This is a genomic window from Clostridium sp. UBA7791, from assembly GCF_002480755.1.
Lineage (GTDB): Bacteria > Bacillota > Clostridia > Clostridiales > Clostridiaceae > Clostridium_J > Clostridium_J sulfidigenes.
Map to the genome: position 1 here is coordinate 283,204 of NZ_DLCT01000011.1, position 22,760 is coordinate 305,963.

A 22,760-nucleotide genomic window follows, 5' to 3' on the forward strand; every position below is an offset into this window, starting at 1 on the left:
AGTCCTGCCCCCGCAACCATGTGGCGGAATAGCTCAGCTGGCTAGAGCATTCGGTTCATACCCGAAGGGTCGTAGGTTCAAGTCCTATTTCCGCTACCATATTTTTTAAATAAGTAAATTGCCAAGTAATATGCTGGAGTGGCGGAACTGGCAGACGCACAGGACTTAAAATCCTGCGGTGGTTAAACACCGTACCGGTTCGATTCCGGTCTTCAGCACCAAATAACGCGGGGTGGAGCAGTTGGCAGCTCGTCGGGCTCATAACCCGAAGGTCGTAGGTTCAAGTCCTGCCCCCGCAACCATATGGCGGAATAGCTCAGCTGGCTAGAGCATTCGGTTCATACCCGAAGGGTCGTAGGTTCAAGTCCTATTTCCGCTACCATATTTTTAAAATAAATAAATTGCCAAGTAATATGCTGGAGTGGCGGAACTGGCAGACGCACAGGACTTAAAATCCTGCGGTGGTTAAACACCGTACCGGTTCGATTCCGGTCTTCAGCACCAAATGACGCGGGGTGGAGCAGTTGGCAGCTCGTCGGGCTCATAACCCGAAGGTCGTAGGTTCAAGTCCTGCCCCCGCAACCATAAAAGTGGATTGAATATATATTCAATCCACTTTTTTCTTTTAAATAAGATTATTTAATTTATAATAAAGTTTAATGAATTGAATTTATAAATAGATTTCAAAAATGAATATAAATATAAGTATATTAATTAATTATATTTATATGAAAAATATTTTCCCCATGAAACCTTTTATAATTATTATTCATGACATAAAAATATAATATACGAAGATAAGAAAATTAAGAGGTATAAATTTACTAAAGTCATACTATGAGCGGAATAACTTAATAATTTAGAACCATAAACTAAAAATGAAAACAGAGGTAAAATGGAGTTTATTGTAATAAATTTCCTTATGCGAGCCTCCATTAAATTACATTTATTTCCAATGGGTATTGATATAATTAACCTGTAAAAAAAATACAGGTGGGTGAAATTATTATGCAATATGGAGAAAATATTAGGACGTATAAAAGAGTAAAGAGCAGTATGGTTATTAGTAATGATAGGGATGGTGACGGAGCAAAAATAGTAGCGAAGAGTATTGTGTTTTTCTGTGTTGCTATATTAGTTAGTAGAGTAATAATGATAAACAAATCTGCACCTTTTGGGATTGCATTTTTACTTACAATACTATTCTTAGAGGATAACAAATTATCTTTATTTGTTGGACTGGGATCTATATTGGGCTACATAACTACAATAGGTGTAGTAGAGAATTCCTTAATGTATATAACTATAGTTCCAACTTTGGTTATAATATGTTTAATTTTAAATAGTTTTATAAAAAGGAATATTAAAAAGTTTGTTATTATAGGAGCAACTTTAATAATGATTTTTGCATATACTATGTTAGTGAATCAGTATACACTACTGTTGGCACTTGGAAATACTGCATTAGAAGGAGTAAGCATAATACCTGTTTACTTAATACTGGAGTATAGTATTAATAGTTTTAAAAACATAAGAACAAAGCATTTATTTTCAAATGAAGAAATAGTTTCTATGAGTATATTAATAGCTTTAATAATTGCAGGTACTTGGGGTATTAAAGTTTTCAATATATCAATTTTAAGTGTATTAAGCATTGCCGTTGTATCTATTATAGGTTATGTTTGTGGTACAAGCATAGGTGCTACAGCAGGAATTGCGATGGGTGTAATTGTGGGAATGTCTAGTCAGAATATTTTTGGTTATGCAACAGTATTGGGAGTATGCGCCTTGACTTCAGGGATATTTAGAGAAGGTGGAAAGTTGATTTCGTCTTTAGCATCATTTATCGTATTTTGCATAATGAAGATTTATATAGCTACTTATATACCTGAAGGAATTTCACAATTTATATTGGCAGAAGGGATTTTATCTACAGCGTTATTTATAGTTATACCTAATTGTATATATGAAACTATATCTGGGGAGTTAGATGTAGAGAAAAAAAGCAAAAGATACGAAGAAGGATATGCTAATAAAGTAAAAGGAATTTTCACAGATAGGTTAGATAAATTTTCTGAAGTGCTTCTAAATATGGCTGGTACGTTGAATAATTTAGCTGATAATGATAAGTTAGATATGAGTACTAAAAGTAGTGGGCTTATAGAGAATTTAGCTAATAGAGTATGTAATAGCTGTGATACATGTGGAATATGTTGGGGAAGAGAAATGATAAATACCTATAAGGCTTTTGGAGAACTTTTAGAAAGTGCTCAGAATAAAACTAACATTTTTCCACAGTTATTAGAAAAGAAATGTATAAGGAAGGCTTCGCTAATAAGAAATACAGAAGATATAATAAATAAATTTATTATAAGTGAAATGTGGAGAAGTAGATTAGCGGAGGGCAGAGAGCTAATTGCAAATCAATTCAATAACATGGCTAAGTCTGTAGATGAGATTATGGAAGAGTTTTCAGCAGACTTTAATGAAGATAAAGATTCAGAAAAAAAGATTATGAGAATTCTTGAAAAGTACGATATAGAAGCTGATGATGTATTTGCAATAAAAGACAAGAATGAAAGATTGAATATACAGATAACCTGTAATTCTTGCAATGGAAGAAATTTATGTATAAAAAAAATACTACCTTTAATTAATGACTGTGTAGATTATAAAATGAAATTAAAAGCCGACGGTTGTAAGATTAATCCTATTACTAATAAGTGTACAGCTATGTTTGAAGAAGTACCTAAGTTTGGAGTAACTACTAGCGTATCTAGGGCATGCAAAGATGGACAAACTATCTTTGGAGATAATTTTAACTTTGGAGAAGGATATGATGGTAGTTACATGATGGTTATTAGTGATGGAATGGGCTCAGGTCCACAGGCAGGAAGAGAAAGTAAGGCTGTAGTTGAATTAATTGAGAAATTTACAAGTGCGGGCTTTAGCAGAACTACAGCTATAAATACAGTTAATTCTATAATGAGCCTTAAATTTTCAGAGGATGAAAAATTCTCTACAGTAGACTTAAGTGCAATTGACTTGTATAGTGGAGAAGTAGATTTTATGAAGGTGGGAGCAGTAGCTAGTATTGTAAAGAGTGGTGATACCATAGATATTATTAAATCTAGAAGTTTACCTATTGGAATACTAGATGAAGCAGATATAGAAATTCATAGTAAGAAAGTAAAAAATGGTGATTTGATTGTTATGTTAACAGATGGAGTTACAGACTGTGATGAAGAATCTAGTGGAAAGATAGATTGGATATTGGATTATTTATGTAGAAATGATAATGTGAGTCCAGAGGAACTATCTAAGGGTATAATTAATGAAGCGAAGAGAATAGGAAAAAATAAGGTTAAGGATGATATGACAGTTATGGTTTCTAGAGTTCACACAGCTTAATTTGGATTAAGTAAATTGGAAAGTTAATTATAGCTAATTTATAATGGTTATAATAAAAAAGTGAAGAGGTGTGTAAACATTTCTTCATTTTTTTATTATATTTGTTTTAAAATTCTTACATTTATGATATTATGACTTAAAACTATATTTTTAGGAAGTGTTTTTATGGGAGATAAAGAGTGGCCGAAAGTACATAATAATAGTATGAGAAATCAAGTTATCAAAACTATTGAAGAAAATGGAATGTTAAATAAAGGAGACAAAGTTATAGTTGCATTATCTGGAGGTCCTGACTCTATAAGTTTATTGCATGTTTTGTCTACATTAATGAATGATTATAATATAAAACTATATGCAGCTCACGTGAATCATATGTTAAGAGGTAGTGAATCAGATGAGGATGAAGCTACTTGTAGAAGGTTTTGCAAAGAAAATCAAATTGAATTCTTTAGCAAGTCTGTAGATATAAATTTAATAGCTTGTGAAAACAACATCTCCACAGAGATGGCTGGTAGGGATGCTAGATATGAATTTTTTGAAGAGCTTCTAAAAAAGCTTAATGCAAATAAAGTTGCATTAGCTCATAATGTTAATGATCAAGCAGAAACAGTACTTATGAGGTTAATGAGAGGAACTGGAATAGAAGGGCTTATAGGAATTAAACCTGTAAGAGATAAAGTATATATAAGACCGATAATAAATGTGAGCAGACAAGAAATCGAGGGTTACTGTAAAGAAAACAATCTTCCGGCTAGAATAGATCAAACAAATTATGAGCCTATATATTCAAGAAACAAGATCCGATTAGAGTTGATACCTTATATACAACAAAACTTTAATGCGGATATAATTACAACCTTAAATAGAATGTGTGAACTTATCAAACGTGATGAGGATTATATTCAAGAAAATGCAATCAAAGTTTTTCAAAAATATTGTGATATAGGAGAAGATAAGGTTATAATATATAAAGATGTATTTTATCTTCATCCATCTTTAGTAAGTAGAGTGATAAGAAAAGCTCTATTAGAAGTCAAAGGGGATATAAATAATATTCAAAGCATACATATCGATAATATTATAAACTTACAAAAATCTGGTACAGGAAAGTTTACAATTGTTCCAAAAGAAATATTAATCAAGAATGTATACGGCAATATTGAAATAACAAGGCAAAAAAAACAATGTAAAGTTGATATAGATACTATTATAAATCTTAATATGGGTAATAATTATATTGAAGAGCTAGGACTTAAAGTATATATAAGATATATAGATAGTGACAAAAAAATGAATTTTAAATCTAATGATAACATAAAATATTTTAATGGTACTAATATAAAACATATAACATTAAGATTTAGAAGAAATGGGGATAGATTTTCTCCTCTTGGGCTGAAAGGTAGTAAGAAGTTAAAGGACATATTTATAGACTTAAAGATTCCAAGAGAAGAAAGAGATTTTGTGCCTCTGCTTTGTTTTGATGAAGATATTTCATGGATAATAGGATATAAAATAAGTGATAAATTTAAAATCCATGAAGGAATAAAAAAAATTATAGAAGTAAGTGTGGAAAGGCAGGAAAAACATGAATAAGGACATTAAAGAAGTTTTATTAACTGAAGAGGTTTTGACAGAAAAAATTAAAGAAATAGGGGCTGAAATATCAAAGGAATATGCAGGGAGAGATTTAATTGTACTTGGTATTCTAAAGGGTTCAGTAATGTTTATGTCTGATTTAATGAAAAACATAACTATACCATGTAAGATGGATTTTATGGCTGTATCTAGCTATGGAGACGCTACACAATCTTCAGGAATAGTAAAAATAATAAAGGATTTAGATTTTGAAATAAAAGGCAAGGATGTGTTGATAGTAGAAGATATTATAGATAGTGGAGTAACTCTTAAATATCTTATGAAATACTTAGGTGCTAGAAATCCAAGGAGTCTTGAAATAGCTTGTTTACTTAATAAACCTGAAAGAAGAAAGGAAGAACTAGATGTTAAGTATCTTGGTTTTGATGTTCCGGATTATTTCTTAGTAGGATATGGTCTTGACTATGCTGAAATTTATAGGAATCTTCCTTATATAGGAATATTAGATGAACACGTATATATGAAGTAGTAAAGTTTTATACTATATAGATATAATCTTATTTATTTTTAAAATAGAATAGAATAGTAGTTCATTAATAATTAATATTATTGATGTTGTAAAGGAAAAACTCATATGATAGAATTTTTAGTGATATTGAACCGTAGAGAGAGGGGGGCTTTAAATGAAAAAAATTTCTAGTGCAACAATTTGGTTTTTAGTATTAATACTAGTTATATTTTCTGCACTATCATTATTCGATAGTACAGGAACTTTAAAAGAAATAAGTGTAACAGAATTTGAAAAATATATGCAACAAAAACAAGTATCAGCCATACAAACATCATCTGATGGTACATCAGTAAGGGGTAAATTAAGTGATGGTACTGAATTCAGTGTAAATATTTTACAATCCAGGTATTCTCAAATACTTAAAGAAAATCCAAACCCTAATATGAATGAAAAATATGATCCACCTGCTACAGTTCCAGTTTGGATGAGAATTTTACCTACGCTTCTTGTGATAGGAATGGTAGTGCTATTTTGGGTAATGTTTATGAATCAATCTAATGGAAGCGGTGGCGGAGGCGGCCGTGGGGTTATGAGCTTTGGTAAAAGTAAAGCTAAGATGGCTGTACCTTTAGAAGGTGATAAAAAGGTTACCTTTAAAAATGTAGCTGGAGCTGATGAAGAAAAGCAAGAGCTCGAAGAAATAGTAGATTTTCTTAAAAATCCTAAGAGATATATGGAAGTAGGAGCTAGAATTCCAAAAGGAGTACTATTAGTTGGTCCTCCGGGAACAGGAAAAACTCTTTTAGCAAAAGCAGTAGCTGGAGAAGCTGGAGTTCCGTTTTTCAGTATATCAGGGTCAGATTTCGTTGAAATGTTTGTGGGAGTTGGAGCTTCAAGAGTTAGAGATTTATTTGAACAAGCGAAAAAGAACTCTCCTTGTATAATTTTTATAGATGAAATTGATGCTGTAGGTAGACAAAGAGGTGCTGGTATGGGTGGAGGCCATGATGAAAGAGAGCAAACATTAAACCAACTTCTTGTTGAAATGGATGGATTTGGTGTAAATGAAGGCATAATAATGGTAGCTGCTACAAATAGACCAGATATTTTAGACCCAGCTCTTTTAAGACCAGGTAGATTTGATAGACAGATAGTTGTTGGTGTGCCTGATGTTAAAGGAAGAGAAGAAATATTAAAAGTTCACTCTAAGAATAAACCTTTGAATGAAGATGTAGAATTAAAAATACTTGCAAAGCGAACACCAGGATTTACTGGGGCAGACCTTGAAAATCTAATGAATGAAGCTGCTTTATTAACTGTTAGAGCTAGAAGAAAAGTTATTACTATGGAAGAGTTAGAAGAGTCTATAACTAGAGTAATGGCTGGACCAGAAAAGAAGTCTAGAGTTATTAGTGAGAAAGATAAGAATTTAACTGCATATCATGAAGCGGGTCACGCAGTAGTATCTAAATACTTACCTAATTCTTATGCTGTACATGAAATTAGTATTATTCCAAGAGGTATGGCAGGAGGATATACTTTACATCTACCTAATGAAGATACTGCATATACATCTAAGTCTAAGCTTAGAGATGATATGGTTGGTCTTTTAGGTGGAAGAGTTGCTGAAGCGTTAATTCTTGGAGACATAAGTACAGGAGCTAAAAATGATATAGATAGAACTACATCAATAGCTAAGAAGATGGTTATGGAATATGGTATGACAGATGCTCTAGGACCTATATCTTTTGGAAAAGATGATGGTGAAGTATTCATGGGAAGAGACTTTGGAAGAACAAGAGATTTCTCTGAAGAGGTTGCATCTAAGATAGATAGAGAAATTAAAGCTTTAATTGATGAGGCTTATGAGAGAACAGAAACTATTCTTAAAGAGAATATAGATAAACTTCATGATGTTGCAAAAGCTCTACTTGAAAGAGAAAAGCTTACTGCGGAAGAATTTAATGCAATAATGGAAGGAAAAACTCTTGCAGAATTTGATGCGGAAAAAGTAGTGGTAGATTCTCCGAAAGAGGAAAATGATATTCCTGTAGAAGAAAATAGTATTAGTTCTAATGATAAGTTTAAGGATTGGAATGTAGAAGCTCTTAATGATGAAGTGTCAACAGATGAAAATCAGATAGAAGAAATTTCAAATAATGAGAGTAACACATATAAAGAAAGTTAATACATTGTTTTAAAAGCACAGCTATTGCTGTGCTTTTTTTATAAAAGTAATTATGTTATAATGAACTTGAAAATAGAAGCGTATTGAAGAAACTATTGAGACAACTATATTTATAGTTATCATAGCTTAATTTATTTCTGAATTTTGAAAAAAATAAAACAAATAAATATAATACTTGGGAGGTTAATTTATGAAAACTGATATTGAAATTGCTCAAAGTTCAAAGATGATACCAATTTTAGAGGTAGGAAAAACATTAGGTTTAACTGAAAATGATTTAGATCTTTATGGAAAGTATAAAGCAAAGATATCCCTAGATGTTCTTGCAAATAGAAAAGATAAGGGTGATGGGAAACTTATATTAGTTACAGCAATTAATCCAACTCCAGCAGGAGAAGGAAAATCTACAGTAACTATAGGACTTGGTCAAGCACTTTGCAGTTTAGGCCAAAATGCTGTTATAGCATTAAGAGAACCTTCATTAGGGCCAGTTTTCGGAGTTAAGGGAGGTGCTGCTGGTGGCGGATACGCTCAAGTAGTACCAATGGAAGATATAAATCTTCATTTCACAGGAGATATGCATGCTATTACAACAACAAACAATTTGTTATCAGCAGCTATAGATAATCATATTCATCAAGGAAATGAACTTCGAATAGATTCAAGAAGAATTATATTTAAAAGAGTTTTAGATATGAATGATAGAGCTCTTAGAGATATAGTAGTTGGTATGGGTGGTAAACCTAATGGATTTTTAAGAGAAGATGGATTCACAATTACTGTTGCATCTGAAATTATGGCAATACTATGTTTATCTAACAATCTTATGGATCTTAAGGAGAAATTTGGGAAAATACTTGTGGCATATGACCTTGATGGAAATCCAATATATTGTAAAGATTTAAAAGTTCAAGGTGCAATGGCTATGCTAATGAAAGATGCTATAAAACCTAATCTAGTACAAACATTAGATAATACGCCAGCAATAATTCATGGAGGGCCGTTTGCAAATATTGCTCATGGTTGTAACAGTATACTTGCAACTAAAATGGCGTTAAAGCTAGGAGATTATGCTATTACTGAAGCAGGATTTGGCGCAGATTTAGGAGCAGAGAAATTCTTTGATATTAAATGTAGGTATGGAGGATTAAAACCAAACTGCGTAGTTATAGTTGCAACAATTCGTGCATTAAAACATCATGGTGGAGTTAAAAAAGATGAATTAAATATTCCAAATGTAGAAGCATTATCTAGAGGTGTTGTGAATTTAGAGAAACAAATAGAAAACATACAAAAATTTAATGTTCCAGTAGTTGTGGCTATAAACAAATTCATATCAGATAGTGATGAAGAAGTTAAGTTCATAGAAGAGTTCTGTAAAGCTAAGGGTGTAGAAGTATCTTTGACCGAAGTTTGGGAAAAAGGAGCAGAAGGTGGAAAAGACTTAGCTAATAAAGTTGTTTCAACTATTAAAAATAAAGAAAGTAAATTCCAAGTATTATATAATGAAGAACTCGACATTAAAGAAAAAATAAAAGTTATTGCAAGGGAAATCTATGGAGCAGATGATGTTGAGTTTACAGCATCGGCTAAAAAACAGATTAGTGAAATCGAAAAATTAGGACTTCATAAAGTACCTATCTGTGTAGCTAAAACTCAAAATTCTCTTTCAGACAATCCTGCTTTATTAGGAAGACCAACAGGATTTAATATATCTGTAAAAGAAGTTAAATTATCAAATGGAGCAGGTTTTATAGTTGCTTTAACAGGAACTATAATGACTATGCCGGGGCTTCCAAAGGTTCCTGCTGCAAATAAAATAGATATTCATGAAGATGGAACTATAGAAGGTCTATTCTAAATTCTTTAAATTTAAATTAGATTATATATTAATTAGTTTAATAATTAATCAGATATAATTAAAAATTAAAATTTATTTACTAATCCTATGATTTTAATAGGATTAGTTTTTTTTATAAATTTTAATAGAGAGGAATTAAAATTTATTTAAACAGAATACTATAACTAAGATTATCTAAATTGTAGAAATTTTTAAATAAGAAATTCACAGAAAAATGAATTAAAACTTGCAATGAATATATACAAATGGTGTTAAATGTGTTATTATTATATACGGTAAAGTTAATATGTCAGGAGGCAGTAAAATGAATAAACTTGAAGTGTTTAATTCGCTTAAAGAGACATCACATTTAGGTGGTGGAGATAGTCAATTGCAAATGCAACACAACCTAAATAAACTTACAGCGAGAGAAAGAGTTCTTGCATTATTAGATGAAGGAACATTTGTAGAAATTGGTGCTCTTGTTTTAGACAATGGAGCCGGTGTAATTACTGGTCACGGAACTGTAAATGGTAGACTAGTATTTATATATAGTTGTGACTATACAGTTGAAGGTGGAACTTTTACAAAAGCTATGGGAAGAAAAATAATAAATATTCTTGATAATGCTGCTAAAATAGGTGCTCCTGTAGTTCAAGTTATTGATTCCATAGGTGGAAAATTAAATGAAGGAATAGAATTACTTGGTTCCTATGGATTAGTTTTAAATAAGTATGCTAAGTTAAGTGGTGTAGTTCCAAGAATATCAATTATTTGTGGTCCTTGTAATGGGATAACATCATTAATTGGTACAATGAGTGATATAGTGGTTGCTGTAGATGAAATAAGCGATTTAAGTGTATCTTCTTTAGGGAAGCTTACTGAAAAAGAAGGTAAATATGTGGATAAATCAATGGTGAGCAATGGAGTAAGTGCTAATAAAAATAGTAATGCGCACATAAATACTGCTACTGAAGAAGAAGCATTCCAAGTTGTGAGAAATATAATTTCTTATATGCCATCAAATAATTTAGAATTACCTACTGTTAGTAATGAAGATTTAAATTTAAATTTAAGTAAGCTAAATCTTGATGAAATGGTTGAAAAGGACAGTTATTCCTTAGATGAAATATTAAATACTATAACTGATGTAGATAGTATTATAGAGATATATGGAGGATTTGCTGCAAACTTTAGAACTGTACTGGGAAAAATCAACGGTTTGACAGTTGGAGTTATATTAAACTCTAGCAATAAAGAAATTGATAATTTAGGAGCAAATAAAGTTGCAAGTTTTGTAAAATTATGTGACAGTTTCAACATATCAATTTTAAGTTTAGTAGATACCAAAGGAGCATCAGTTTCTTTAGAAGAAGAAAATAATGGACTTGCTAAAAATATAGGAAAGCTTATGTATTCGTTAATTGATGCTTCAGTTCCAAAGGTTTCTTTAGTTATTGGGGAAGCATATGGCCTTGGGTATGAAGTATTGGCTTCAAGAGAATCAGCTTTTGATGTTACAATGGCTTGGCCAACAGCAAAGGTATGTTTAACAAATCCAGAAGAATATATAAAAGGATTACACAGAGATGAGATATTTAACTCAGAGGATCATAAACAAGGGGAAAAAGATGTAATTGCTAAATATTATGATGAAGTAACAACTCCATATAATTTAGCTAAAATGGGAATTATAGATGATGTAATAAAACCAAGCGAAAGCAAGCAAAGGATATTTGCTATGCTAGATATGTTACAAAGTAAAAGAGAATTAAAATATCCTAAAACACATGGTAGTACACTAGTTTAGGAGGAATAAGATATGAAAGAAACATTATTCAGAAACTTCACTCTAGATAATTTATCCTTTGCATTAGGTGTATCTGCCATTGCTATGATAATAGTGTTTGGAGTATTAATAGCACTTATGCTAATAATTAAGTTACAGAGCTTTTTATTAGGAAGAGATTATAAAAAGAAATCCAATACTAATGATGAGCCTAAAGAAGAATCAATTACGGTAAGTGAAGTTGATAACACTGTGCAAGCAGTAGATATTAATAAAGAATATGAGTTAGTAGCAGCTATAATGGCATCACTATCTGCTCATACTGGTAAACCACTAGATGAACTAAATATAAAGAGTATAAAAAGGATTAATAATAATTCAAGTTGGAGAAGTGCTTCTATTAAATAGAAGCATTGTTAGGAGGATATTTCGTATGAAAAAGTATAATGTTACAGTTAATGGAAGTTTATATCAAGTAGAAGTAGAAGAGGTAAAGGGTGAATTTGCTACACCAGTAGCAGCAGTAGAACCAATAGCATCAGCAAAACCGGTACAACCAACACAACCAGTAGCTCCAGTGGCATCATCAACTCCAGCACAAGCTCCAGCTGCATCACCAGTTGCATCAACAGCAGATGGTGCAAAGGTAGAAGCACCAATGCCGGGAACAATAGTTAAGGTACTTGCAACTAAAGGGGCAACAGTTAAACAAGGAGAGGTTCTCTTTGTACTTGAAGCTATGAAGATGGAGAATGAAATAATGGCTCCAGCAGATGGAATTGTAGTAGAGATAAATGTAACACAAGGAGCCGCAGTTAATACTGGAGATATATTAGCTGTTATTGGATAATAGGAGGTCAACTTAAATGAATGTTTTTGAAGTAATTAAGGATTTGTTTGCCTCTTCTGGGTTTGCGGCCTTAACATGGCAGCAAGCAGTGATGATAGGAGTATCTTTAGTTTTCATATGGTTAGCAATTGGTAAAAAATTTGAACCTCTTTTGTTATTACCTATAGCCTTTGGTATGTTACTTACTAACATACCATTAGGTAATATCATGGCTGAGCCAGTAGGTAAGGAAGTAGGAGGATTGTTATATTATTTATCAAGAGGAGTTAAGTGGGAAATATTCCCTCCGCTTATATTCTTAGGGGTAGGAGCAATGACGGATTTTGGCCCATTACTTGCTAATCCATCTAGTGTACTTATGGGAGCGGGGGCACAATTTGGTATTTTCTTTGCTTTTGGAGTAGCTATTCTTTTTGGATTTACACCACAAGAAGCTGCATCTATAGGAATTATAGGAGGAGCAGATGGTCCTACAGCTATATTCTTAACTAATAAGCTAGCAGGACATTTACTAGGACCTATTGCAGTGGCAGCATATTCATATATGGCACTAGTGCCACTTATACAACCACCAATAATGAAGGCTCTTACAACTAAAGAAGAGCGTAGAATAAAAATGGGACAACTTAGACAAGTTAAGCAAATAGAAAAGATTGTATTTCCTATAGTTGTAACTATAATGGTAACTTTATTATTACCATCCTTATTGCCATTAATAGGAATGTTAATGCTTGGCAACTTATTTAAGGAGTCTGGAGTAGTTGGAAGACTTTCAGATACTGCACAAAATGCCCTAGTAAATATAGTTACTATATTTCTTGGACTTTCTGTTGGAGCAACTGCAACAGCAGAGGCCTTTATAAATCCTAAAACCATAGGAATAGTTATAATTGGAGTGGCTTCCTTTGCTGTAGCTACAGCAGGAGGAGTACTTGTAGGTAAAATCATGTGTAAATTAACTAAAGGTAAGATAAACCCATTAATTGGATCTGCTGGAGTGTCAGCAGTACCTATGGCAGCTAGAGTTTCTCAAGTTGTAGGTCAAAAGGAAGATCCTACTAACTTCTTACTTATGAATGCTATGGGAGCAAATGTATCTGGAGTTATAGGAAGTGCAGTTGCAGCGGGTGTATTATTAACCTTATTCGGATCTTAATATTAAGTTAAATTGTAAATAGTTTATAAAAAAGGTATGTACTTTTAAAATAAAGGTATATACCCTTTTTTATTTGATAATAATAAAAAAAAGGAGGCGATTATTATGAAGGATATAATGATTCAATCTCTAATTGAAAAAGAAAATGAGATTATTAAAAGTTATAAAAGTTATCTGACAAACATAACTGTTCAAGAAATTGACAACAAGGCACAGGACTCTATTGTAAGACATAATAATCATGTAAAGACTTTAAAAAATATTATAGGGAGGTAGGGGCCAATGTTCAATGGTGAGGATAAGGAAAAAAATATTAGAAGAAATTATATAAACAAGAAAGAGGAAAATTTAAAAAAGTTATATCTTAATATTTTGAATAATTCTGATGATGGAACATTAAAAGAAGAATTATATGAGATTTTTAAAGATGAGTTGGATATAATAAATAGTAATAATCTAATATAAAACATAATAGAGTAGTCTAGAGTGGTATTACATAAAATTCATTAACACATTAAGTAGTATTAACTTAAAAAAGTTAATTAAATTATATAGTTAAAGTGTTAAATGTGTTATAATAATTAGGAACATTTAAAAAGCAGCTTAAAAGCTGCTTTTAATTATATAGAGGTGACATGATTATGATATTCGTATTAGACGTAGGAAATACTAATATAGTATTAGGTATTTATAAGAATGAGGAATTAATAGTTGAGTGGAGATTATCTACAGATAATAGAAAAACTTCTGATGAATATATGATAGAAGTAGCACAGCTTTTTGCTTACAACAAGCTAGAGGTTAGTGATATATCAGGAGTTATTATTTCATCAGTAGTTCCCAATATAATGTATTCCCTAGAACATATGGTTAGAAAGTTTTTTAACAAAAAACCTCTAGTAGTAGGGCCGGGAATAAAAACTGGAATAAATATAAAATATGATAATCCTAAAGAAGTAGGAGCAGATAGAATAGTTAATGCAGTAGCAGCTCATGAAATGTATAAAAAACCATTAGTTATTATAGATTTTGGTACTGCGACTACTTTTTGTGCAGTAGCTGCTAATGGAGATTATATAGGCGGAACTATATCGCCAGGTATAAAAATATCCTCAGATGCTTTATTCCAAAGAGCTGCTAAACTTCCAAGAGTAGAGCTTATAAAACCAGAAACAGTTATTTGCAAAAATACAGTAGCTAGTATGCAAGCAGGTATTGTATATGGTTATATAGGTCAAGTTGATTTTATCGTAAGTAAAATTAAAGAGGAAATGATAGCATTAGGTGAGGAAAATCCTATGGTAATAGCTACAGGAGGTCTTGCTAATCTTATAGCTGAGGGATCAAAATCTATAGATAAAGTTGAACCATTCTTAACTTTAGAAGGACTTAGAATTATATACGAGAAGAACAGAGAATAGGTGATAGAATGAAAATTTCAAATATAAGCTTCGAAAATCCTGTATTTCTAGCTCCTATGGCAGGAGTTACTGATATAGCATATAGAGGTATATGTAAAGAAATGGGATGTGGACTAGTTTATACAGAAATGGTTAGTGCAAAAGGGTTATATTATAATAGTAAAAATACCGGAACCCTTATGAGAATAAGTGATGAAGAAAAGCCGGTTGCATTACAGATATTTGGAAGTGAGCCAAAGATAATGTCATTTGCTTGTGAGTCTATTCAAGGTATGGATGGAGTTGCTATTATAGATGTAAACATGGGATGTCCAGTACCAAAGATAGTTAAAAATGGAGAAGGTTCTGCTTTGATGAAAAATCCTAAGCTTGCTGGCGAAATTGTTAAAGAAATGAAGAAGTCTACAAATAAGCCTATTACAGTAAAGTTTAGAAAGGGTTTTGATTCAAATAACATAAATGCTGTGGAGTTTGCTAAATATTTAGAAGATGCAGGAGTAGATGCTATAACGGTGCATGGAAGAACTAGAGAGCAAATGTATGAAGGTAAGGCGGATTGGGATATAATAAAGCAAGTAAAGGAAGCTGTTTCTATACCTGTCATTGGAAATGGTGATATTTTCGAGGCAGAAGATGCTATAAATATGAGGAAACAAACTAATTGTGATGGTATAATGGTAGCGAGAGGTGCTATGGGAAATCCTTGGATATTTAAAGAGATAAAACAAGGAATTGATGGAAATGATATAGTGAGGCCTACTGATGTAGAAAGAATAGATATGTGCATGACTCATTTGAATAGAGCCGTAAAGTTCTTTGATGAAAATAAGGCTGTAAGAGAAATGAGAAAACATATAGCATGGTATATTAAGGGATTAAGGAATTGTACCGAAATTAAAGATAAAATCAACTCTGCTATATCCTATGATGAAATGTATGATTTATTAGAAAAATATAAATTAAATTATGAAAAGTGGTATTTTTAATATAAATATACCTTCATTGACAAGGGATTGCAGCTGTTTTATAATTAATCAAAGATTATAGAGACTATATATGATACAATTGAGTATTTATAATGATATAGAATTATTTAGTAAGATTGAAGGGGAGAGAAAAATGAGCGAAGCTAAAAAATACGTGATGACTTACGAAGGAATAAAGAAGCTTGAAGATGAGCTAGAGTACTTAAAAACAGTTAAGAGAAAGGAAATAACAGAAAAGATAAAGGTTGCTTTAGGATATGGAGATTTAAGTGAAAATTCAGAGTATGACGAAGCAAAGAATGAGCAAGCATTTGTTGAAGGAAGAATTATTCAACTTGAAAATATGCTAAGAAATGCATCTGTGGTAGATGAAAGTGAAATTCCTAAAGATATGGTTAGTATAGGAACAAGTGTAAAAGTGTTTGATTATGAATTTGATGAAGAAATAGAATTTTATCTTGTTGGCTCTGCTGAAGTAGATCCTTATGAAAATAAAATTTCAGATGAGTCCCCTGTTGGAAATGCGCTTATGGGGAAAAGAACAGGAGACATTATAGAAGTATCAACTCCAGATGGAATTAACAAGTATAAAGTATTGGAAATTAATAGATAATCATAAATGAAAAACTAGGAGGAATGGTCTATGGCTACAGAAGTTAACAATGATAATTCACAAGAAATTGTAGTAGATAATGAACAATTACAAGCTCAAGAAGCTGAATATAATGAACAAGTAATGATAAGAAGACAAAAACTAGCTGATCTTCAAGCCCAAGGAAAAGACCCTTTTGACGTATATAAGGTTGAAAGAACTCATGAGGCTCAAGAAATAAAGGATAGCTATGAAGAACTTCAAGAAACAGAAGTTACAATTGCAGGAAGACTTATGTCTAAAAGAATTCAAGGAAAAGCTGGATTCTGCGATATTCATGATAGATCTGGTAAAATGCAAGTATATATAAGACTTGATAGGGTTGGAGAAGAACAGTTTAAAGATGCAAAAACTTTTGATATAGGTGATTTTTTAGAAGTTACGGGTATACCATTTGTAACAAAGACAGGAGAAACTTCTGTTAAAGCTAGCAAAGTAACTTTAATTTCTAAATCATTAAAACCACTTCCAGAAAAATGGCATGGACTTAAAAATCCAGATTTAAAATATAGACAAAGAGAAGTAGACCTAGTAATGAATAAAGATGTAAGGGATACTTTTATTAATAGAATAAAAATTATAAAAGCTGTAAGAGAATTCTTAGATAATAGAGGATACTTAGAAGTGGAGACTCCTATTTTATCTCCTATAGCTGGAGGAGCAGCTGCAAGACCATTCGTAACTCATCATAATACCTTAGATATAGATATGTATTTAAGAATTGCTACCGAGTTATACTTAAAAAGATGTATAGTTGGTGGACTTGAAAAAGTATATGATATGGGTAAAAACTTCAGAAATGAAGGAATGAGTATAAGACACAATCCGGAATTTACAATGATAGAATTATATGAAGCTTATGCTGATTATAACGATATGATGAAAATAACAGAAGAATTAGTTGCATATGCTTGTGAGAAGGTTCATGGTAGCACTAAAATAAATTATCAAGGAACTGAAATAGACTTTACACCACCATGGAGAAGAATTACTATGATTGATGCTGTAAAGGAATATGCAGGTGTAGACTTCAATGAAATTAAGACAGATGAAGAAGCTAGACAAATTGCAAAAGAAAAACATTTAGAATTTATAAAGGAATTAAAAGATTGTACAAAGGCAGATATATTAAATGGTTTATTTGAAGAATATGCCGAAGAACATTTAATTCAACCAACATTCCTTTGTGATTATCCAGTAGAAATATCACCATTAACTAAGAAAAAACGTGGAAATGAAGCATTTACTGAGAGATTTGAAGGATTTGTTTATGGTAGAGAAGTTTGTAATGCTTATTCAGAACTAAATGATCCTATAGTTCAAAGACAAAGATTTGAACAACAAGCAAAAGAAAGAGAACTTGGAGATGATGAGGCTTATCTAATTGATGAGGAATTCATGAGTGCTCTTGAGGTAGGAATGCCTCCAACAGGTGGACTTGGAATTGGTATAGATAGAATAGTAATGTTCTTAACTGATTCAGTATCCATCAGGGATGTTATACTATTCCCAACAATGAAACCTCTACAATAATATATAATTTTAAAATTAATTTTACCCAAAAATTATTACATATTAAAATAATTTTTGGGTAAAATGTTAAGGTGCTAATTTAATATATAATATAATTAAAGAGATATTAAATAATTATTGCATATTAAAAAGATTTTTGGATAAAATATTAAAGTATTCATATAATGTAAGCAAAAGAAATTATTTTTTAAATTTTATAAAATAGTGTTGAAATTTACATTAAATATGCTATAATCTAGATATGAATTAAATATTCCGCGATAGCTCAACGGTGGAGCACTCGGCTGTTAACCGATAGGTTGGAGGTTCGAATCCTCTTCGCGGAGCCATTTTTTATAAGATAACTTACGGCGGGCTTTTAAGTCGGCTTATTTTGTTATAGTAAACAATATAACAAAATAATATTTTAATTTTATTTTGAATTATAATATGATGTGAGGATAATAATATTAAAAACTGAATAATAACGATGATAAAGAAAAGTAGTAATAAAGATTTTAAAGAGAGATGATGGCGGGTGTAAATCATTAAATCAATATTATGAAGGGAGCTTTTGAGTTAGTGATAAATTTTAAAGATGAGCTTTAGCTAATAAGGGTGGAACCGCGGATTAATTTCGTCCCTTAATTGGTTAAAGTTTTTTTATTTACAAATATTAATTTGTAAATTGCAATTAATAATAAAAACATTGATGGAGGTAATGAACATGGCAAAACAATTAACTATGGATAAAATGGTAGCTTTATGTAAAAATAGAGGATTTATATTTTCTGGGTCTGAAATTTATGGAGGACTTGCGAATTCATGGGATTATGGTCCTTTAGGTGTGGAATTTAAAAATAACGTTAAAAAAGCATGGTGGAAAAAGTTTGTTCAAGAAAATCCTTACAATATAGGTTTGGATTGTGCAATATTGATGAATCCAGAAGTTTGGGTAGCAACAGGTCATGTAGGTGGATTCTCTGATCCATTAATGGATTGCAAAGAATGTAAGGCTAGATTTAGAGCTGATAAGTTAGTTGAAGATCATATGGTTTCAGAAGGCGCAGAAGTAGCTGTAGCTGATGGATGGACTAATGAAGAGTATAAAGAATATATTGAAAAACATAATGTGGTTTGTCCAAAGTGTGGGAAAATGAATTATACAGATATAAGAAAGTTTAATCTTATGTTTAAAACTTTCCAAGGCATAACTGAAGACAGTAAAAATGAAATATATTTAAGACCAGAAACAGCTCAAGGTATTTTTGTAAACTTTAAAAATGCTCAAAGAACATCAAGAAAGAAAGTACCTTTTGGAATAGCTCAAATAGGTAAATCTTTCAGGAATGAAATTACTCCAGGTAACTTTACCTTTAGAACAAGGGAGTTTGAGCAAATGGAACTTGAATTTTTCTGTAAGCCAGGAACTGACTTAGAGTGGTTTGAATATTGGAAGGAATATTGTAAGAATTTCTTATTTAACTTAGGAATGGGTAAGGAAAATCTAAGGTTTAGAGATCATGAAAAAGAAGAACTATCATTCTACAGTAATGCTACTTGTGACATAGAGTTTTTATTCCCATTTGGATGGGGTGAACTTTGGGGAATAGCTGATAGAACAGACTATGACTTAAAAAGACACATGGAACATTCAGGAGAAGAGCTATCTTATCTAGATCCAACTACTAATGAGAAATATGTACCATACTGTATAGAACCATCATTAGGAGCTGATAGAGTTGCATTAGCATTCTTGTGTGAAGCTTATGATGAAGAAGAACTAGAAGGTGGAGATGTTAGAACAGTGATGCATCTTCATCCAGCATTAGCACCATTTAAGGCTGCGGTACTTCCACTTAGTAAGAAATTAAGTGAAAAGGCTCTTGATGTATATGGAATATTATCTAAAAAGTTTAATGTGGATTATGATGAGGCTGGAAGTATAGGAAAGAGATATAGAAGAGAAGATGAAATAGGAACACCATTCTGTATTACTATTGACTTTGATACTATAGAAGATGAGAGTGTTACAGTAAGGGATAGAGATACTATGGAACAAGTAAGAATGCCAATAAGTAATCTAGTGTCTTATATAGAAGAAAAAATGGAATTTTAATAGAAGTCTATATAGATTTAAAATAGCTCTAGGCATTAATTTGCTTGGAGTTATTTTATAGTAAAGAATATAGCAAGTTGAATATGTAAAGTAAAAATATATTGGTATGATAAATTAAGGGTGTTTAAAAAATGTATTGTAGTCTAAAATTTAAATGAATATTGTATTTAAAGGTTTATTAATGGAGATTTATATAAATGGATAAAAAAATAACCGGATTTGCATCCGGTAAAAAATAGGGTTTAATCATGGGGATATGTTATGTGCAATGTTAAACCTTTGGGGAAAAGTTTTAACACCTTTACTTACGGCACAGACAGATTATATCATATTAAAAAACTCATAGCAATAGCTTTTTTAAAAAAATAATAAATTAAATTGAAAAAACATTGGAAAGTTAGTGAATTGAAGGGGAAAATAGGCGAAAATAAAGAAAATAGGGGAACTTTTGCAATAAATAGAATAAGTATTTTTCATAGAGTTTTTTTAAGTCTGATGTAGTGATATAATTATAGTATAGAAGTAAGCTAATATATGGCGGTACTGGAGGAATAAGAATGAAAAGAAATTTTAGTGAGTTTAAGAAGTTTATTAAGGATAAAAATGTAGCAGTAGTAGGAATAGGGGTAAGCAATATACCACTTATAGATTTCCTTGTTGGTTTAGGAGCTAAAGTAACTGCATTTGATAAAAAGAATATAGAAAAACTTAAAGAAGTTGTAGACAAGTATCAATGCAAAGGAGTTAAATTTGAATTGGGAGAAGGATATCTATCTAATTTGCATGGTTTTGATGTTATCTTTAAAACCCCATCTATGAGAATTGATAGTAAAGAATTAACTATAGCCAAAAATGAAGGTGCATATATAACATCCGAGATGGAGGAGTTTTTAAGATATTGTCCTGCTAAAATATACGGTATAACAGGAAGCGACGGAAAAACAACAACTACATCTTTAGTATATAGTATTTTAAGTGCGGCTGGTTTCAAAACTTGGGTTGGAGGGAATATAGGTACCCCATTATTCACAAAAATAGAAGAAATATCACCAGATGATAAGGTTGTTCTTGAGTTATCAAGTTTTCAACTTATGACTATGGATACATCTCCAGAAGTAGCTTTAATTACAAATTTATCACCTAATCATTTAGATATGCATATAGATTTACAAGAATATATAGATTCCAAAAAGAATATATTTAAATATCAAAATAAAGATAACCTGTTGGTGTTAAATGAAGATAATGATGTTACAAGAAATATTAAAGGGGAAGAAAATGGGCGTCTTTATACTTTTAGTAGGAATAGTGTTATAGAAAATGGAGCGTATTATAAAGATGGAGTTCTTTTTGCTAGAGGTAAAAAGGTATGTAATAAAAGTGAAGTATTGCTTAAAGGTATGTATAATATAGAAAATTTATTGGCAGCCTTCGCTCTGATAGTGGATGATGTGGATGTAAAGTATATGAGAGAAGTCGCAATTACTTTTAAAGGTGTAGAACATAGAAATGAATTTGTAAGAAGCTATAGAGATGTAGAATATTATAATAATTCTATAGCGTCAAGTCCTACTAGAACATTAGCAGGTATAAAAGCTTTTGAAAAACCGGTAGTATTAATTGCTGGAGGACGTGATAAAAAAGTTCCTTTTGATCCATTAGCATATGAAGGATATCCATATATAAAATCATTGATCCTGCTTGGGGAAGCTAAGGAACAAATTAAAAAAGTTTTTGACAAATTAAAAAATGAAAAAGGTATCCATGTTGATATTCATATGGTTGATACGTTAGAAGAAGCTGTAAATAAAGCAGTAGAAATATCAGTAAGTGGAGACATAGTTGCATTAGCTCCGGCATGCACAAGTTTTGATATGTTTGAAAACTTTGAGATTAGAGGAAATAGGTTTAAAGAAGTGGTTAAGAATTTAAAGTAATAGAACATTATTAAAAAAAATATATATCTATAATACTTTATATTAACCTAATAATAGAAAGATATATTCCTAGAACGCAGTTTTGATTTACTGTTTTCTAGGAATTTACTTTTTAAATCATAATGTCAATTGATTTGTAAAGCTTACTATAAGAAGATTATATTAGCTTGTTAGGTTAGTTATAAGTAATAATGACACACTATTGTACTTCACATTTTAATATCTATTGTAATCTGGTTATACAAATAGGAAATTTCCTTGAAACCCGCATGGATAGAACAACTATTTAACTAGTTATATATATAACTAGTTTTCAATTTATATAGGTAACTATTTATTCTAAATCTATATACTCGGAGTGGTTTATAAGATTTTACTGATGAAAAACATATAATTAATTAGTAAAATAGGCCATATCATAAATAAATTAAAAAACTTAACCAAGTGTATCAATGCATGTAAATTAGAGAAAAAATAAGAAATTTAGAGAAAATAAAGGATAATTTATATATATAATCACATAGGTTAAGAAGTGAAAGCCAACCCTATGATATTATAAATCTCGTCACTAAGTGATGCGAACTTCAAAGTTCAAATCTAGATAACTTTAAAGATGGATTTAAAGAAAAAAAGTTTTAAAAAAGTTTAAAAAGTTATTGACATAACAAAATGATGGTGATAAAATTTAAAAAGTAGTCAGTCAGCAGATTGATGAAAACCAAATGGTCTTTGAAAATTACACAGAGAAAAAGGTAAATCCAGTTAATTCCGATAGAGAAATCTATAGTT

Annotated in this window: 18 protein-coding genes, 7 tRNA genes and 1 other annotated feature; all 25 genes read left to right on the forward strand. The window is 31.1% G+C overall.

The genetic code is table 11. The features are described from left to right. The first annotated feature begins 22 nt into the window (after positions 1 to 22). Positions 23 to 99: transfer RNA gene (locus B3Z56_RS15185), tRNA-Met, on the forward strand. Between the two features lie 33 nt (positions 100 to 132). After that, positions 133 to 221 (forward strand) — tRNA-Leu (locus B3Z56_RS15190). Positions 222 to 226: 5 nt separating this feature from the next. After that, positions 227 to 302: transfer RNA gene (locus B3Z56_RS15195), tRNA-Met, on the forward strand. A gap of 3 nt (positions 303 to 305) precedes the next feature. Further along, positions 306 to 382: transfer RNA gene (locus B3Z56_RS15200), tRNA-Met, on the forward strand. Between the two features lie 33 nt (positions 383 to 415). Then, positions 416 to 504: transfer RNA gene (locus B3Z56_RS15205), tRNA-Leu, on the forward strand. 5 nt (positions 505 to 509) lie between these two features. Then, a tRNA-Met gene (locus B3Z56_RS15210) sits at positions 510 to 585 on the forward strand. Positions 586 to 1,008: 423 nt separating this feature from the next. Then, entirely contained in the window at positions 1,009 to 3,411 is a 2,403-nt protein-coding gene (spoIIE, locus tag B3Z56_RS15215; RefSeq protein WP_346876361.1) for a stage II sporulation protein E, read from the forward strand. Positions 3,412 to 3,576: 165 nt separating this feature from the next. Beyond that, on the forward strand, positions 3,577 to 5,007 hold the full coding sequence (tilS, locus tag B3Z56_RS15220) for a tRNA lysidine(34) synthetase TilS (protein ID WP_346848848.1): 1,431 nt from the start codon (positions 3,577 to 3,579) through the stop codon (positions 5,005 to 5,007). After that, on the forward strand, positions 5,000 to 5,539 hold the full coding sequence (gene hpt / locus B3Z56_RS15225) for a hypoxanthine phosphoribosyltransferase (protein WP_346848849.1): 540 nt from the start codon (positions 5,000 to 5,002) through the stop codon (positions 5,537 to 5,539). Before tilS ends, hpt begins: the two co-directional genes overlap by 8 nt. Positions 5,540 to 5,693: 154 nt before the next feature. Beyond that, positions 5,694 to 7,709 carry an ATP-dependent zinc metalloprotease FtsH gene (ftsH, locus tag B3Z56_RS15230; RefSeq protein WP_346848850.1) on the forward strand — a complete coding sequence of 672 codons (2,016 nt, stop codon included), beginning with the start codon at positions 5,694 to 5,696 and terminating at the stop codon, positions 7,707 to 7,709. A 190-nt stretch (positions 7,710 to 7,899) separates the two neighbouring features. After that, positions 7,900 to 9,570: a formate--tetrahydrofolate ligase gene (locus tag B3Z56_RS15235; protein WP_346848851.1), complete on the forward strand. Its 1,671-nt coding sequence runs from the start codon at positions 7,900 to 7,902 to the stop codon at positions 9,568 to 9,570. Positions 9,571 to 9,874: 304 nt separating this feature from the next. Continuing rightward, a complete protein-coding gene (locus B3Z56_RS15240; protein WP_346848852.1) occupies positions 9,875 to 11,359 on the forward strand; it encodes a carboxyl transferase domain-containing protein in 1,485 nt (494 codons plus the stop codon). Between the two features lie 12 nt (positions 11,360 to 11,371). Further along, positions 11,372 to 11,746 (forward strand): OadG family protein, encoded by a 375-nt coding sequence (locus tag B3Z56_RS15245; RefSeq protein ID WP_346848853.1) that lies wholly within the window; start codon positions 11,372 to 11,374, stop codon positions 11,744 to 11,746. A 25-nt stretch (positions 11,747 to 11,771) separates the two neighbouring features. Continuing rightward, on the forward strand, positions 11,772 to 12,188 hold the full coding sequence (locus B3Z56_RS15250) for a biotin/lipoyl-containing protein (protein WP_346879124.1): 417 nt from the start codon (positions 11,772 to 11,774) through the stop codon (positions 12,186 to 12,188). A 16-nt stretch (positions 12,189 to 12,204) separates the two neighbouring features. Then, complete coding sequence (locus B3Z56_RS15255; RefSeq protein ID WP_346879125.1) at positions 12,205 to 13,344, forward strand: sodium ion-translocating decarboxylase subunit beta; 1,140 nt, start codon at positions 12,205 to 12,207, stop codon at positions 13,342 to 13,344. 105 nt (positions 13,345 to 13,449) lie between these two features. Further along, the gene (locus B3Z56_RS15260) at positions 13,450 to 13,620 is read left to right on the forward strand and encodes a hypothetical protein (protein WP_346879126.1); all 171 of its coding nucleotides are present in this window, start codon (positions 13,450 to 13,452) and stop codon (positions 13,618 to 13,620) included. 6 nt (positions 13,621 to 13,626) lie between these two features. After that, positions 13,627 to 13,809, forward strand: coding sequence for a hypothetical protein (locus B3Z56_RS15265; protein ID WP_346848856.1), 183 nt, complete (start codon positions 13,627 to 13,629; stop codon positions 13,807 to 13,809). A 176-nt stretch (positions 13,810 to 13,985) separates the two neighbouring features. Then, positions 13,986 to 14,765, forward strand: coding sequence for a type III pantothenate kinase (locus B3Z56_RS15270; RefSeq protein ID WP_035130756.1), 780 nt, complete (start codon positions 13,986 to 13,988; stop codon positions 14,763 to 14,765). An 8-nt stretch (positions 14,766 to 14,773) separates the two neighbouring features. Continuing rightward, a complete protein-coding gene (gene dusB, locus B3Z56_RS15275; RefSeq protein ID WP_346879127.1) occupies positions 14,774 to 15,751 on the forward strand; it encodes a tRNA dihydrouridine synthase DusB in 978 nt (325 codons plus the stop codon). 133 nt (positions 15,752 to 15,884) lie between these two features. Continuing rightward, positions 15,885 to 16,364, forward strand: a complete 480-nt coding sequence (greA, locus tag B3Z56_RS15280) for a transcription elongation factor GreA (RefSeq protein ID WP_346848858.1) — start codon at positions 15,885 to 15,887, stop codon at positions 16,362 to 16,364. Positions 16,365 to 16,430: 66 nt separating this feature from the next. Continuing rightward, entirely contained in the window at positions 16,431 to 17,936 is a 1,506-nt protein-coding gene (gene lysS / locus B3Z56_RS15285; protein ID WP_414633087.1) for a lysine--tRNA ligase, read from the forward strand. Between the two features lie 254 nt (positions 17,937 to 18,190). After that, positions 18,191 to 18,265, forward strand: a tRNA-Asn gene (locus tag B3Z56_RS15290). 131 nt (positions 18,266 to 18,396) lie between these two features. Continuing rightward, positions 18,397 to 18,563, forward strand: a binding site (T-box leader). Between the two features lie 79 nt (positions 18,564 to 18,642). Then, complete coding sequence (locus tag B3Z56_RS15295) at positions 18,643 to 20,034, forward strand: glycine--tRNA ligase (protein WP_346848868.1); 1,392 nt, start codon at positions 18,643 to 18,645, stop codon at positions 20,032 to 20,034. Positions 20,035 to 20,412: 378 nt separating this feature from the next. Continuing rightward, the gene (locus tag B3Z56_RS15300) at positions 20,413 to 20,535 is read left to right on the forward strand and encodes a hypothetical protein (protein WP_346879129.1); all 123 of its coding nucleotides are present in this window, start codon (positions 20,413 to 20,415) and stop codon (positions 20,533 to 20,535) included. 56 nt (positions 20,536 to 20,591) lie between these two features. After that, a complete protein-coding gene (gene murD / locus B3Z56_RS15305) occupies positions 20,592 to 21,971 on the forward strand; it encodes a UDP-N-acetylmuramoyl-L-alanine--D-glutamate ligase (protein ID WP_346848869.1) in 1,380 nt (459 codons plus the stop codon). Positions 21,972 to 22,760: the final 789 nt, after the last annotated feature.